14 protein-coding genes and 1 pseudogene are annotated in these 12,702 nt (G+C 71.9%); 10 read left to right on the plus strand and 5 right to left on the minus strand.

The annotated features are described in order from the left end of the window. Window positions 1-274 precede the first annotated feature (274 nt). Window positions 275-1,375, plus strand: coding sequence for a citrate synthase 2 (locus tag AB0F29_RS23640; RefSeq protein WP_361875146.1), 1,101 nt, complete (start codon window positions 275-277; stop codon window positions 1,373-1,375). Between the two features lie 179 nt (window positions 1,376-1,554). Then, a complete protein-coding gene (locus AB0F29_RS23645; protein ID WP_361875149.1) occupies window positions 1,555-1,956 on the plus strand; it encodes a VOC family protein in 402 nt (133 codons plus the stop codon). Here AB0F29_RS23645 and AB0F29_RS23650 read toward each other — a convergent pair. Together AB0F29_RS23650 and AB0F29_RS23655 are read right to left on the minus strand one after the other, a co-directional pair. Next, on the minus strand, window positions 1,953-3,065 hold the full coding sequence (locus tag AB0F29_RS23650) for a HAMP domain-containing sensor histidine kinase (protein WP_361875152.1): 1,113 nt from the start codon (window positions 3,063-3,065) through the stop codon (window positions 1,953-1,955). The genes AB0F29_RS23645 and AB0F29_RS23650 overlap by 4 nt on opposite strands. A 7-nt stretch (window positions 3,066-3,072) precedes the next feature. After that, window positions 3,073-3,294 carry a hypothetical protein gene (locus AB0F29_RS23655; RefSeq protein WP_361875155.1) on the minus strand — a complete coding sequence of 74 codons (222 nt, stop codon included), beginning with the start codon at window positions 3,292-3,294 and terminating at the stop codon, window positions 3,073-3,075. A gap of 123 nt (window positions 3,295-3,417) precedes the next feature. Here AB0F29_RS23655 and AB0F29_RS23660 point away from each other — a divergent pair, with 123 nt between their 5' ends. Both AB0F29_RS23660 and AB0F29_RS23665 read left to right on the plus strand, forming a co-directional pair. After that, complete coding sequence (locus AB0F29_RS23660; RefSeq protein ID WP_361875158.1) at window positions 3,418-3,771, plus strand: hypothetical protein; 354 nt, start codon at window positions 3,418-3,420, stop codon at window positions 3,769-3,771. After that, entirely contained in the window at window positions 3,771-4,367 is a 597-nt protein-coding gene (locus AB0F29_RS23665) for a DM13 domain-containing protein (RefSeq protein ID WP_361875764.1), read from the plus strand. The genes AB0F29_RS23660 and AB0F29_RS23665 overlap by 1 nt, the downstream gene beginning before the upstream one ends. 44 nt (window positions 4,368-4,411) lie before the next feature. Here AB0F29_RS23665 and AB0F29_RS23670 read toward each other — a convergent pair whose 3' ends face one another. Beyond that, complete coding sequence (locus AB0F29_RS23670; protein WP_361875161.1) at window positions 4,412-5,077, minus strand: methyltransferase domain-containing protein; 666 nt, start codon at window positions 5,075-5,077, stop codon at window positions 4,412-4,414. 119 nt (window positions 5,078-5,196) lie between these two features. On the opposite strand from AB0F29_RS23670, the gene AB0F29_RS23675 reads away from it, so the two are divergent. From AB0F29_RS23675 to AB0F29_RS23690, 4 genes are all read left to right on the plus strand, one after another. Further along, on the plus strand, window positions 5,197-5,859 hold the full coding sequence (locus tag AB0F29_RS23675) for an XRE family transcriptional regulator (RefSeq protein ID WP_361875164.1): 663 nt from the start codon (window positions 5,197-5,199) through the stop codon (window positions 5,857-5,859). Beyond that, window positions 5,846-6,574: a uridine kinase gene (locus AB0F29_RS23680; RefSeq protein WP_361875167.1), complete on the plus strand. Its 729-nt coding sequence runs from the start codon at window positions 5,846-5,848 to the stop codon at window positions 6,572-6,574. The genes AB0F29_RS23675 and AB0F29_RS23680 overlap by 14 nt, the downstream gene beginning before the upstream one ends. A gap of 291 nt (window positions 6,575-6,865) precedes the next feature. Continuing rightward, window positions 6,866-8,032: an alanine--tRNA ligase-related protein gene (locus AB0F29_RS23685; RefSeq protein ID WP_361875170.1), complete on the plus strand. Its 1,167-nt coding sequence runs from the start codon at window positions 6,866-6,868 to the stop codon at window positions 8,030-8,032. Between the two features lie 101 nt (window positions 8,033-8,133). Continuing rightward, entirely contained in the window at window positions 8,134-8,796 is a 663-nt protein-coding gene (locus AB0F29_RS23690) for a DUF6461 domain-containing protein (RefSeq protein ID WP_361875173.1), read from the plus strand. A 58-nt stretch (window positions 8,797-8,854) separates the two neighbouring features. Here AB0F29_RS23690 and AB0F29_RS23695 read toward each other — a convergent pair whose 3' ends face one another. Both AB0F29_RS23695 and AB0F29_RS23700 read right to left on the minus strand, forming a co-directional pair. Further along, window positions 8,855-9,829 (minus strand): methyltransferase domain-containing protein, encoded by a 975-nt coding sequence (locus AB0F29_RS23695; RefSeq protein ID WP_361875176.1) that lies wholly within the window; start codon window positions 9,827-9,829, stop codon window positions 8,855-8,857. Window positions 9,830-9,874: 45 nt separating this feature from the next. After that, a pseudogene (locus tag AB0F29_RS23700) lies at window positions 9,875-10,216 on the minus strand (HAD family hydrolase); the annotation flags it as partial. Window positions 10,217-10,867: 651 nt separating this feature from the next. Here AB0F29_RS23700 and AB0F29_RS23705 point away from each other — a divergent pair. Continuing rightward, window positions 10,868-12,043 carry a MarR family transcriptional regulator gene (locus tag AB0F29_RS23705; protein ID WP_361875178.1) on the plus strand — a complete coding sequence of 392 codons (1,176 nt, stop codon included), beginning with the start codon at window positions 10,868-10,870 and terminating at the stop codon, window positions 12,041-12,043. Window positions 12,044-12,099: 56 nt separating this feature from the next. Next, window positions 12,100-12,696 (plus strand): hypothetical protein, encoded by a 597-nt coding sequence (locus AB0F29_RS23710; protein WP_361875181.1) that lies wholly within the window; start codon window positions 12,100-12,102, stop codon window positions 12,694-12,696. Window positions 12,697-12,702: the final 6 nt, after the last annotated feature.

Below are 12,702 nucleotides of genomic sequence, written 5' to 3' on the forward strand. Positions count from 1 at the left end.
GGGCACAGGCCCATCCTGCCGCAGCGGCTGAGTGTGCCCGGCGGGGAGGGCCCGTAACCACGCACCTCCGGAATGGAGCCCTGTGCCGGATGTCACGCTTCCCCGCTCCGGGGGAACCCGCCAATATCTTGGGGCAGGCCCCTGTGGTCTTCGCACAGCGGCGGCCTCCCGGGTACACGCACGCGCCTTCGGGTACATGCACACTCCGTACGCCACGGCCGCCGAACCGGGTCTGCCGCCCGCCCGCCGCCCGCCGAACCGAGGGAGCCGCCTGATGTCCGACTTCGTACCCGGCCTTGAGGGAGTCGTCGCATTCGAAACGGAGATCGCCGAACCGGACAAGGAAGGCGGTTCGCTCCGTTACCGCGGGGTCGACATCGAAGATCTCGTCGGCCATGTCTCGTTCGGAAACGTGTGGGGCCTGCTGGTGGACGGGGCGTTCGACCCCGGGCTGCCGCCCGCCGAGCCGTTCCCGCTCCCCGTGCACTCCGGTGACATCCGGGTCGACGTGCAGTCGGCGCTGGCGATGCTGGCCCCCGTCTGGGGTCTGAAGCCGCTGCTGGACATCGACGAGGCGACCGCCCGCGACGACCTCGCGCGGGCGGCTGTGATGGCGCTGTCCTACGTCGCCCAGTCGGCACGCGGCCAGGGGCTCCCGATGGTGCCGCAGAGCGAGATCGACAAGGCGCGGTCGGTGGTGGAGCGGTTCATGATCCGCTGGCGCGGCGAGCCGGACCCGAAGCACGTGAAGGCGGTCGACGCGTACTGGACGTCGGCGGCCGAGCACGGCATGAACGCCTCGACGTTCACGGCCCGGGTCATCGCCTCGACGGGCGCGGACGTCGCGGCCGCCCTGTCCGGTGCGGTGGGCGCGATGTCGGGCCCGCTGCACGGCGGCGCCCCGTCCCGGGTCCTCGGCATGATCGAGGAGATCGAGCGTACGGGCGACGCGAGCGCGTACGTGAAGCAGGCCCTGGACCGGGGCGAACGCCTGATGGGCTTCGGCCACCGCGTCTACCGCGCCGAGGACCCCCGCGCCCGCGTCCTGCGCCGCACGGCCCGCGAGCTGGCCGCCCCGCGCTTCGAGGTGGCGGAGGCGCTGGAGAAGGCGGCGCTGGAGGAGCTGCACGCACGGCGTCCCGACCGGGTCCTGGCGACGAACGTGGAGTTCTGGGCGGCGATCGTGCTGGACTTCGCGGAGGTCCCGGCGCACATGTTCACATCGATGTTCACCTGTGCCCGGACGGCCGGCTGGTCGGCGCACATCCTGGAGCAGAAGCGCACGGGCCGCCTGGTGCGCCCGTCGGCGACGTACATCGGCCCGGGGACGCGGGACCCGCGCGAGATCGACGGGTACGACGACATCACGGGGTGAGAGGGGCGGGGCGGACGCGGGTGCTCGCGGCTGATGAACGCTCGGGTACGGGGTAGGCGTACCGGCACACCCCGGCACTCCAGCACACCCCGGCACCCCGGCGCACGTCGGCAGACCCCGGCACACGCCAGCACACGCCGGCGTATCTCGAACTCATCTCCGGAGCGAGGAGGCTCACCATGACCACCCCCCGACCGTCTCTGACCCTCTCCAGCACGGTGCTCGACGCCCCGGACGCGGCGGAGCTGGCGGACTTCTACCGCCGCCTCCTGGGGTGGGAGCCGGTGCAGGAGGAGCCGGGCTGGGTGAAGCTCCTCCCGCCGGGTGGCGGCTCCGGCCTGGGCTTCCAGACGGAGAGGGCGTACGTGCCTCCGGTCTGGCCCGCATCCCCCGGCGACCAGTTGATGATGCTGCACCTGGACTTCGAGGTGACGGACCTGGAGGCAGGCGTGGCCCACGCGGTGGCGGAGGGCGCGACACCTGCGGAATTCCGGCCGGAGCCCGACGTACGGGTGCTGTTCGACCCGGTGGGCCATCCGTTCTGCCTGTTCGTGAACGACCCGGCCCCGGGCCGGCCCTAAGCACGCGTCGTGGGCAGGGTGACTTCGAAGCGGCAGCCGCCCATCACATTGCGTACGGCGGCCCGGCCCTGGTGGGCTTCGACGATGCCCGCCACGATGGCCAGGCCGAGTCCCGCTCCCGCCGGCGGCGTACGGGCGTGGTTGCCGCGCCAGCCGGTGTCGAAGACGCGTGGCAGGTCCTCCTCGGGGATACCGCCGCAGCTGTCGGTGACGGACAGGACGACACCGTCGTCGGTGCGCCGCGCGGCCACCGCGACAGTGCCGTCGGAGGGAGTGCGATGGATCGCGTTCACCAGGAGGTTGCCCAGAACGCGGCTCATCTCCTTGCTGTCGACCTCCACCGGCACACTGTCGACCGCCTCGCCGACCAGGCGCACTCCGTGCTCCCGGGCGAGCGGGTCGGCCCCGGCCATGGCGTCGGCGACCAGGTCGTAGACGGAGATCCGGGCGCGGCTCAGGGCGAGGGCGCCCGCGTGGATGCGGGACAGCTCGAAGAGGTCGCCGACCAGGGTGTCGAGGCGTTCGACCTCGGAGCGGATCTGGCGCAGATAGCGGTCGGGGTCGGCGGCCACACCGTCCTCAAGGGCCTCGGACATGGCGCGCAGACCCGCGAGCGGCGTACGCAGGTCGTGCGAGATCCAGGCCACCAGCTCCCGCCGTGATGCCTCCAGGGCGCGTTCACGGTCCCTCGACTCCGCCAGCTTGGCGCTGCTGGACTCCAACTCCGCGGTCAGCGCCATCAGTTCCGCGGTCGCCGCCCGTGCGGGCGCGGCGAAGCTGCCGCCGTCGCCGAACGAGCGGGCCGCCTCGGTCAGGGCCAGGCTGCGGGCGACCACCCAGCGGCCGAGCAGCAGCGCGGTGGCCAGGGAGACCACGGCGGCCATCGCCACGACGATCACGATCACGTTCAGGTCGTGCGGCGACAGGAACATCTCCCAGGCCACGGCCAGGGTTCCGAGCAGCATCGCGAGGACCGCGACGGCGGCGACGACCGTGAGGGTGACCACGAGGGAACGGTGCCGCAGGAGCCGGAGCGCCAGGGCGCCGAGCAGACCGGCCACCGCGGCGCCCAAGAAGGCCAGCAGGGCGATGATGAGGATGTCCAGCACGGGTCCGTCAGCCTTCGGTCGTCGTGGAGCGCCCCGGCCGGCCGGGACTGCGCCGCGCGGCGCACGCCGGGGCCGCCGGTCCGTCGTCGGCGCGGGTGACCTCGTGGACGGCGCGGCCCGGGTGCCCCGCGACGGCCCCGGCCAGGGTCGGGCCGTCGTCCACGACGAGGTCCACGACGAGGTCCACGACGAGCACGCGGGGCCCGGCGTCCGGCGGTGGTGTCTGCATGGCCCCAGCCTCGCACCGGTCGGTGGCGCCCGGGGCGTCCGGCCCTGGTCCAGCGGTCGACGTCCCGCTTTCGTAAGAACTTGAAGTCCCTTATGCCCGCTTCGCGTTCATAGAGTGGTGGACATGCCCTTCACCGCGTCCAGCGACGCCGACGCCCCCTGCCGCAGCACCTCCCCGCAGTCCCCGCCCCCGCTCTCTTCCCCGTCCCCGCTCTCTTCCCCTTCCGCGCTCTCTTCCGCGTCCGCGACTCCGCTGTCGGGGACGCCCGCCCCCGTCGCGTTACGGGTCGGGGACGAGGTGTTCCACTACCGCGAGGGCGACAACCCGGGAATCGTCGTCGGCGTACGAAGACCCTGGTGGGCCCTGTTCGGGCGCGTCTACTGGGTCCAGTGGCGCGCGGGCGTCCTTCCCGTACCGATGCACACCGGGTTACGGCTCGCACCCGACGACCGGCAGGCCCGAAGAGAGGCGAGATGATGACGACGCACGATCCGCAGCGCCGGGACGCCCCGAAGCGACGGCGATCGCGATCGCGCGGGCCGGTGCTCGCCGCCGCGCTGATCGCCGCCACGCTGGCCGTGAGCGTGGGTCTGTACTGGTTCCAGCCGTGGAAGCTGTGGCAGGACGAGACCGTACGTGAGGAACTGGCCGTCCCCACCGCCCCGCCGGAGACCGCGCCGCCTTCCCCCGGCGCCTCCCGGTCCACGGCGCCGCCGGGACCGGAGACGCTGGCGACGGGTGAGCTGATCAGCCACGAACACCGCACGAGGGGCACGGTCAAGGTGGTCCGCCTGCCCGACGGCTCGCGCACGCTGCGTCTGGAGGGCCTGGACACCAGCAACGGTCCCGACCTGCATGTCTGGATCACCGACGCTCCGGTCAAGGAAGGCAGAGCGGGCTGGAGCGTGTTCGACGACGGCGCTCACGAGAGTCTCGGCAAGCTCAAGGGCGACAAGGGCGACCAGAACTACGCCCTGCCGGCCGGCATCGACCTCGACGAGTTCACCGGCGTGAGCATCTGGTGCGCCCGGTTCAGCGTCTCCTTCGGGGCGGCCGAACTCGCCCCCGTCTGAACCCGGTCCGGCGGACGTCCGCCTGCCACGCCCCCGAGGGCGGCTCAGTCCCGGGTATCGGCGCGTCGGACGGCGATGACGTTGTCGGTCACGGTCGCCGTCTCACCGCCGGGCCCGGTGGCGGTCCGGCGGGGCGCGTGGCACAGCTCGGCCCGCCACCCGTCGCCGAGCCGCAGGGACGCGAGCACGTCGTCGGGGGCGGGGAAGCGTACGTCCTCGTGGCCGTCCCGCCAGGACCAGGGGGCGAGCGAGGCGTGCTCGACCAGGACGAGCAGGCCGCCCGGGGCGACGGCCCCGGCGGCCCGCCGGAGTACCTGCTCGCGGGGGATCTCCACAGGGGTGTGGAAATAGGTGGCGGTCACCAGGTCGAAGGTGCCGTCGGGGAAGGTCCGGGCCAGGTCGTGCCGGCTCGGGTGGACACGGTCGGTCAGCCCGGCCGCGGCGGCCCCGGCGGCGACCCGGCCCAGGGCGGTGGACGAGACGTCGACGGCGGTGACGTCCCAGCCGAGCGAGGCGAGCCAGAGCGCGTCGCCGCCGTGGCCGCACCCCAGGTCCAGCGCCCGTCCGCCGCCGCCCGGTGCGGGGGCCAGGGCGGTGAGGACCTCGGCGAGGACAGCGTTGGGGCGGGTGCCCCACTGTGCGTCGACGCCGGCGTAGTGGTTCTCCCAGAAGGCGGCGGAGTCGGTGACGCCGGTGGTGTCGTTGCCCATTGGCTGTTCCCTTCATGCCCGTGGAGGCCGCTCCGGACGAGCCGCCCCGCTGGACGGAAAGGTGCGCCGCGGCCTGCCACACTTGCAAGCTCCCATGCCGTTTCGGCAACCTGGCGGGCATGGCAGCCGAAGAAGACGCGGTACGACAGACGCCCAGGGACACCGGCGGCGCCAAGGACACCGGCAGCGCCAAGGACGGCGTCCTGGCGGCGGTGGGCCCCCGCCTCCGCGACCTGCGGCGCAGACACGGGATGACCCTCGCCGAGCTGGCCGAGCGGACCGGGATCAACGAGAGCACCCTGTCCCGCCTGGAGGGCGGCACGCGCAAGCCGACGCTGGAGTTGCTGCTGCCGCTGGCGGAGGTCCACGCGGTGCCGCTGGACGAACTGGTGGGCGCACCCCGCACCGGCGACCCGCGCATCCATCTCCGCCCGGTCACCCGTGACGGCCTCACCTACGTACCGCTCAGCCGCCCCGGCGGCGTCCAGGCCCACAAGCTGCTGATCCCGCCGGGCCCGGACACCGAGCCGACCCTGCGGACCCACGAGGGCTTCGAGTGGCTGTACGTGCTGGCCGGGCGGCTGCGGCTGATCCTGGGCGAACGGACGCTGGTCCTGAAGCCGGGCGAGGCGGCCGAGTTCGACACCCACGTGCCACACTGGCTGGGCCCCGACGACGACCGGACGGTGGAGCTCCTGGTCCTCTTCGGCCACCAGGGCGAACGGGCCCACCTGAGGGCCCGCCAGGGGCCTTTGGGAGGATCAGCCGATGCGACCCACTGACGCGGCATCCGTCCACCACTCCCCCTCGACCTGGCAACAGCCTTGCCCGGCACCGGCGTCGGCCGATCGCAGCGCCCTGACGGAAGCACTCGCGGAACGCATTCTGACCGTCGGTCCGGGCCGCCTGCTCGTGGGCATCGACGGCTTCACCGCAGCGGGGAAGACGAGCTTCGGCCACGAACTGGCCGAGCGCATAGCGGAGTCGGGCCGACCGGTGCTCCGGGCCACACTGGACGACTACAAGAACCCGTGGAAGGACCGCCACCTCTACGACCGGGAGTCGGGCGAGGGCTACTACCGCAACGCGTACGACTACGACGCGGCCCGCCGCCTGCTGCTGGACCCCTGCCGGGACCCGGCGGCGGTCTCCTGCGCGCTGTGCTTCATCGACCCGCTGACGCAGAAGAGCCACGCGACGGAGACGGCCCCGCTCGACCCGGACTCGGTGCTGATCGTGGACGGAGTCTTCGCGTTCCGGCCCGAGATCGACACGTACTGGGACTTCCGCGTCTGGATGGACGTGGACGCCGAACTCTCCGTTCGCCGGGGCGCGGAACGCGACCGGAACTGGGCGGGCTCGGACGCGGAGGCGATCCACCGCGACCGCTACCTGGTGGCGGAACGTCTCTACCTCAGGGAGGTCGACCCGCTGCCGAGGATGGACGCGGTGGTGGACAACACGGACTTCGCGCGACCGCGGCTGATCACGAGCTGACGCCGCTGCTCTCCTTCGCGGAGTGATCGCGTCGGCCGGTACGCGGGCTGGAAAACCCGGGTGCTCCGACGGGAGGACCACGTTAGGCTCGACCGCATGAACGTCACCGGCCTCAGCACCACCGCGACCGCGCGAGCGACCAGCTCGCCGGTTGCCGCCGCCTGACCTTCACTCCCCCCGGCGACCGGAAACGGTCCGTCGGCAGTGCCGTGGCGCCCCTGGCCCCGGCCGGGTGACCGAACGGTCCCGTTCTCCGGTGCCTCCCCGCCGCAACGCGAAGGAGCCCCACCCATGCGTACGGACCAGCTGGTCAGCACGTTCGTCGAGTACTACGAGGAGCGCGGCCATCGCCGCATCACCGGCTCGACCCTGCTGCCGCCCGACGGCGACCCCGTACTCTTCACCACCTCCGGCATGCACCCGCTCACGCCGTACCTGGAGGGCCGCCCCCACCCGCTGGGCCGGCGGCTGGTGAACGTACAGCGCTGCCTGCGCACCACAGATCTGGACGAGGTCGGGGACGCCACCCACCTGACGGTCTTCGAGATGCTCGGCACCTGGTCGCTGGGCGACTACGAGGGCCCGCTCAGCCTCGACTGGGGGTACGGGTTCCTCACCGAGGGCCTGGGCATCGATCCCGGGATGCTGCACGCCACCGCCTTCGCCGGTGACGGACGGACAGGGCCGGACACGGCCTCTGTCGACCTGTGGCAGGGCCTCGGCGTCCCCGTGGAACTCACCGTGGAGGACAACTGGTGGCCCAACGACTCGGTCGGCCCCTGCGGCCCCGACTCGGAGATCTTCCTGTGGACCGGCGAAGGTCCGCCGCAGTCGACGCCCACCCGCGACGACCGCTGGGTCGAGGTGTGGAACCACGTCACGATGACCCACCGCCGCCTCGGCGACGGCTCCCTCGTCCCGCTCCCCCAGCGCAACGTCGACACCGGCCTCGGCCTGGAGCGGCTGGCCTCCCTGCTCCAGGGCAAGTCGTCCGTCTTCGCCTGCGACGTCTTCTCCCCCTGGCGCCGCCTGGTGCCCGCCCTGTGGCCGCTGGACGAACCGTCACTGCGCCTGGTCTGCGACCACCTGCGCTCGGCCGTCGTGGTGCTCGGCGACGGCGTACGCCCGGCCAACACGGGGCGGGGCTACGTGCTGCGCCGCCTGGTACGACGGGTGCTCACCGTGCTGTGGCGCGATGATCCCTCGCGGAGCGTCGAGGACCTGCCGCGAGAACTGGTCGAGCACACCCTGGCCCACTTCCGGCAGAACCTGCGCCCGGGCGACGTACTCCGGACGCTGCTCGAAGAGGAGGACCGGTTCCGCCGCCTCCTGGAGCGCGGCCGAGGGGTGCTCGCCAAGCCCCGGTTCCAAGGCCCGCTGACCGAGGAGGACTTCCACTACCTCCACGACACCCATGGACTGCCCCGCGAACTGGTCATGGGCCTGCGCGAGGAGTGAGGACGTGAAGCGGATCGCCCGACCGGACTTGGCACACGGCGGGGAGCCCGGAATGCTCGACCCTGACAGACGGCGTCAGGTCTGGATGACGGAGGCAGATCATGGAAGCAGACACGGACGCGGGTTCGCTGGAGTGGGCGAGGGCCTGGATGTGCGTGACATTCACGCACGGCCTCGGCCCCGAGGAGGTGTTCGCCCGCTACGGCGCCGATCCGGAGCGGGCGCGCCTGCTCGACTGGGCCACGGCCTCGGATCTGCCCTCGGGCGAATCGGACCACGGGACGGTCTCGTTGCTGCGGGCCGGCAGGATCGGTGAGTGGGCCTTCTGCGTCGAGGAGGAAGGCGACATCGGCTGCCGGGAAGAATCGCTCGCGGAGTTGTCCAGGGGGACTGAGACGTACAGCGTGGCGACCACCGAGGGAATCGACGTCTTCCAGCACTGGCGCGACGGTGAGTGCGTCGAGTATTTCGAGCCCGGCATGGAGCACAGCCGGTCCGAACCGCTCGGCCCCTGGTGGGATCGGGTGGACGAGGCGCTCGCCGCACACGAAGGCGAGGGCGCTGGGGTGGCCCCAGTGGTGGCCCTCGTACTCGCCCACCTGGGCATCACCCTGGACGACGCGATCCTCGCCGGGCCCTGGCCCAGCCTGACGCACGCCGAGGACGACACACCAGCGGCACCCCTGGGCGATACCTACGCGGGAGAGGGACCGGTTCCGTCCGGGGCCGTCCTGGATTTCGGTCCTTCAAGCGGACTGTCCTGAACCTGAACGGCAGAATCGCCGTCCGCCGCCCTGGCCCCCGACCTGCGCAGGGCCAGGGCTACGCCCTGCCGGGTCGGATGACCTCGCCCGGGTCCCGCAGCCACACCTGCTGGCCCCGGCCGGTCACGGTCAGCCCGAATTCCTCGGCGTCGGGCCGCCCCACCGCCTCGTACTCCCACCAGACCTGCTCGATCTCCTCCCACAGGAACCCGGGCCCGTACTGCCACACCTCCTCCCCGGTGGCGGTCGTGGCAGCACCTCCGTCCTCCCGGGTCACCCACACCTGAACACCCTCGGCGGTGCTCTGGTGAATGAGCCGTACGCCGGGCAGCCGCGCCCCCGCGTACAGGGCGAACCCGAGGTCGAGGAGCCTGGCGGGGTCCAGGCCCGCCGCACGGGCCCGCCCCTTGCCCCGCACCTCGTGGAGGTCGGGCACGCGGTGGGCTCGCATCGGCATGTACGTGGCCCCGCCGCAGAACGGGCCGGTGGCGGTGCCGTCGTCCTGAACGCGGAGCTGGACCAGCGCTCCGGACCAGAACTCCCGGGCGAGCGGGGCCACGACGACCCCGCCGGGCCGGACCTGCCGGAGCAGGGCGTACGGGACGTACCGCAGGGCGCAGGTGGAGACCAGCCGGTCGACGGGTCCCAGACCGGGCCATGGCTGTTCGCCGTCCCCGACGCGAAGGTGTGGACGGTACCCGGCCTGCGCGAGGGCGTCGGCAGCCTGCCGGGCCACGACCGGGTCCAGCTCGACGCTGTGGACCAGATCGTCACCGAGCCGTTCGCAGAGCAGCGCGGCGGCATACCCGGTGCCGGTGCCGATCTCCATCACCCGCTGCCCGTCCTGGACATCAAGGAGCGTGAGCATCCGGGCGACCATCGAGGGCATCGAGTTCGACGACGTCGCGACACCGGGCCCGCCCTCGACCCCGTCGTCGAGCTGCGTGACGACCGGCTCGTCGCTGTTCACCAACGCCAGCCACGCATCCGCCCCCACCACCGGCACACACCGGTCGGGCAACTGCCGCCACACATCCGCCGGAACGAACCGGCTGCGCGGAACGGCCTCGAAATTCCTCTACTTCTCGGCGATCGCGATGAGTTCTGTGAGCGACTGGATCACCCAGTCGGCAGTCGCGTGCACCTGGTCGTCGGCGCCCCATAGGTTCCCCCAGGGGCCGCGGCGGATGTGTGCGGTGCGGAGCCCGGCCCCGGTTGCGGGGAATGTGTCGTTCTCGGGGTGATCACCGACGTACACGGCGTCTGTCGCGGGGACACCGGACGCCTCCAGAACCTTTGCGAAGAACTCCGGCGAAGGCTTGGCGCAGCCCCACTCCTCGGAGGTCGCGACGAGATCGGCGGGCAGGTCGAGCGCCCGGAGCAACTCACCCGCGCGCACGGTCTGGTTGCCGGCGACGACGAAGCCCACGGTCCCCGCGCACGCGGGGGTGTTCCCTACACCGGCCGGGAGGAGCGTCAGGCCCTCGTACGGTCCCCGCGCACGCGGGGGTGTTCCCTCCGGCCGTCGTCGGACCACCCCGCCGCTCGTACGGTCCCCGCGCACGCGGGGGTGTTCCCTGGGCCCAGTTTCGCGTGGGTCAGATGCGCGTACGGTCCCCGCGCACGCGGGGGTGTTCCTCGCGCCCGCCCGACCGAGTCGGTGCACAGCGTCATAGCGCTGGGGCCGGCTAGCGGTGATCGGACGAGCGCGTCCCGAAGCTCGGGTCCCGAGGCCCTAAGCTTCGGGCCTCGGGCTTCGGGGCGGCCGGGTCACTCTTCCGGGGTACGTAAGCGGGGTGCTCGGCCCGAAGCTCGGGTGCCAAGACTCGGGCTTCGGGATGCGGGATCCGGGGTTCGAGCTCCCTCTTTAACCGGTAGGTAGAAGAAGAGGGTTGGGGAAAACCTCCCCCACCTCCCTACCCCGTAACGGTCAGCAAGTATGACTAATCGTGACAGCTTGCGGCACAGCGTCACGACTGCTTACGGTGCGAGAACCAAACGACCCCGACCGGTGTTGCAAGCACCAGGCCGGGGTCTCACCGCAAGACCGATCACCCAGAAAGCCGATCCCGTGGCTACTCAGCACACTAGCTCCGCCCTGCCCGCCCCCGCACACTCCGCCGCGTACCCGATGGCCAAGCCCGGCTACGGCAAACGCTCCGCGGCCGACCAACAGGCCCGTACACGCCACGACTTCGCACTCCTCCCGGCCCGCGAGCGGTACGTCGCCGGATTCGTCGACCACCTCCCCGAGGGTGCCGCGATGAGCGTGAAGACCCTGGCCAAGCAACTCCCGCTCTACGGGCAGCAGGCCATCTCCACCTCCCTGACCAGCCTGTCCGTCGCGGGGCACCTGCGGCGCGTCCGGTGCGCGGTCGGCGTGGGCGACGAGACCCGCTGGGCGTTCCGCACCTTCTGGTCCCGCACCGCGCGCGACAACGAGTGGTGGAACACCTACCTCGCCACCGAGGACGCCGGGGCAGCCCGCCCCGCGCCCGCAGTGACGGCCTCCACCGCCGCTCCTCCGCCTCCCTGGGTCCCGGCCGAGGACCCGCCCCCGCGCGCGCTGCCGGACGGGCCCCAAGGAGAAGCCGCCCCGGAACCGTCGGAGCCATCTCACGGCGACGCCGCCCCCGGGCCCGCAGAGTCCGAGGAGGCCCCGGCCCCCACCTCCGTACCGCACCAGCGCACCCTCGCCGAACCTCCGTACACGGCACCCGCGCCGGGCCCGGCCCAGAGCTCGGCTCCGCCGTCGGGCCCGACGGCTCCGACCGCACCCCACTCCCCTGCCTACCTCGCCCTGGCCCGACTCGGCCGCACGGACCGACGCCTGACGTTGTCCGCCGACGACTGCACCGCCTTGGAGTCGGCTGCTGCCGCCTGGTTCGCCCGGGGTGTGGACGCGGACTACCTGACCGCCGCCCTCACCGCAGGACTCCCCGAGCGCGTCGACTCCCCGGTCGGCTTCGTCCGCCGCCGCCTCACCGACAACATCCCGCCCCGGCTGCCCAACGAAAACACCCGGCCCGCCACCCCCGCACCAACCCGCCGCATCCTCATGGAATGCACTGACTGCGGACGCCCCGGCCAGCCAGAAGCCCTCCCCGACGGGCTCTGCCGCCCCTGCCGCGCCGCCCACCACTCCGGAGCGGCCGCTTCCCCGACATGTACCGCCGAGGCAGCAGGCGGCGCCCGCGACATCGGGGCATACATCGCCGGCCTCCGTGACTTGCTCAAGGCCCCCTGAGGGCTGTTGCAGGTGTGCGTTGTGCCGTCCAGATTGCAGATGTGATGATGTGCGTCATGTCTGAGTACGAGGGCCGGACAGGCGAACAGCCACGGGCCGACATTCCGAAGTCACGACTTGCGGAATACGCCGAAATGGCTCTCCCTGTACGGAAATCCGGCGAGTCGGGAAGCGTGAAGAGCGCCCCCACTACAGACTCGGCGTCCGCGCAAACCGAGGGTTCGTTGCAGCCCACCACCGTCCGGACCAGTGCGGGCCCGGCCGACGCTCCTGCTGCTCAACGTCGGCAGGAATTGGCCGCATTGCTGAAGAGGTTCCGAGCCACGCCGGTCCTGGTGCCGTTGGGCGATGGACATTCATCCGACGATGAGCGAGGCCTGCTGACCGCCGACTTGAACGGCATCCGCTTCATCCTGGCCTTCTCCGACCGACAGGCCCTCGCCCGCTACGCGCAGGCCCGCGGAGAGTTCGGACGCGAGTGGACGTACCAGACCATCCTCGGGGCGCGACTGCTGGACGTGGCAGTTCCTTCAGCCGGCGTGCCGTGCGGAGTGGCGCTGGATTGCGCGGACGGGCCGGACGGAATGATTCTGCCGCCGGTGAAGGGAATCGTGCCCGATGAGGCCGCGATCGACGTCAACACACACCAATAGAGGAGA

It is taken from the genome of Streptomyces sp. NPDC026589 (assembly GCF_040638385.1).
Lineage (GTDB): Bacteria > Actinomycetota > Actinomycetes > Streptomycetales > Streptomycetaceae > Streptomyces.

Excerpts from the sequence above, each read along its gene's own strand:
- AB0F29_RS23640 (WP_361875146.1), top strand. The coding sequence starts at position 275 with ATGTCCGACTTCGTACCCGGCCTTGAGGGAGTCGTCGCATTCGAAACG.
- AB0F29_RS23645 (WP_361875149.1), top strand. The coding sequence starts at position 1,555 with ATGACCACCCCCCGACCGTCTCTGACCCTCTCCAGCACGGTGCTCGAC.
- AB0F29_RS23655 (WP_361875155.1), bottom strand. The coding sequence starts at position 3,294 with ATGCAGACACCACCGCCGGACGCCGGGCCCCGCGTGCTCGTCGTGGAC.
- AB0F29_RS23660 (WP_361875158.1), top strand. The coding sequence starts at position 3,418 with ATGCCCTTCACCGCGTCCAGCGACGCCGACGCCCCCTGCCGCAGCACC.
- AB0F29_RS23665 (WP_361875764.1), top strand. The coding sequence starts at position 3,771 with ATGACGACGCACGATCCGCAGCGCCGGGACGCCCCGAAGCGACGGCGA.
- AB0F29_RS23670 (WP_361875161.1), bottom strand. The coding sequence starts at position 5,077 with ATGGGCAACGACACCACCGGCGTCACCGACTCCGCCGCCTTCTGGGAG.
- AB0F29_RS23675 (WP_361875164.1), top strand. The coding sequence starts at position 5,197 with ATGGCAGCCGAAGAAGACGCGGTACGACAGACGCCCAGGGACACCGGC.
- AB0F29_RS23680 (WP_361875167.1), top strand. The coding sequence starts at position 5,846 with ATGCGACCCACTGACGCGGCATCCGTCCACCACTCCCCCTCGACCTGG.
- AB0F29_RS23685 (WP_361875170.1), top strand. The coding sequence starts at position 6,866 with ATGCGTACGGACCAGCTGGTCAGCACGTTCGTCGAGTACTACGAGGAG.
- AB0F29_RS23690 (WP_361875173.1), top strand. The coding sequence starts at position 8,134 with ATGGAAGCAGACACGGACGCGGGTTCGCTGGAGTGGGCGAGGGCCTGG.
- AB0F29_RS23710 (WP_361875181.1), top strand. The coding sequence starts at position 12,100 with ATGTCTGAGTACGAGGGCCGGACAGGCGAACAGCCACGGGCCGACATT.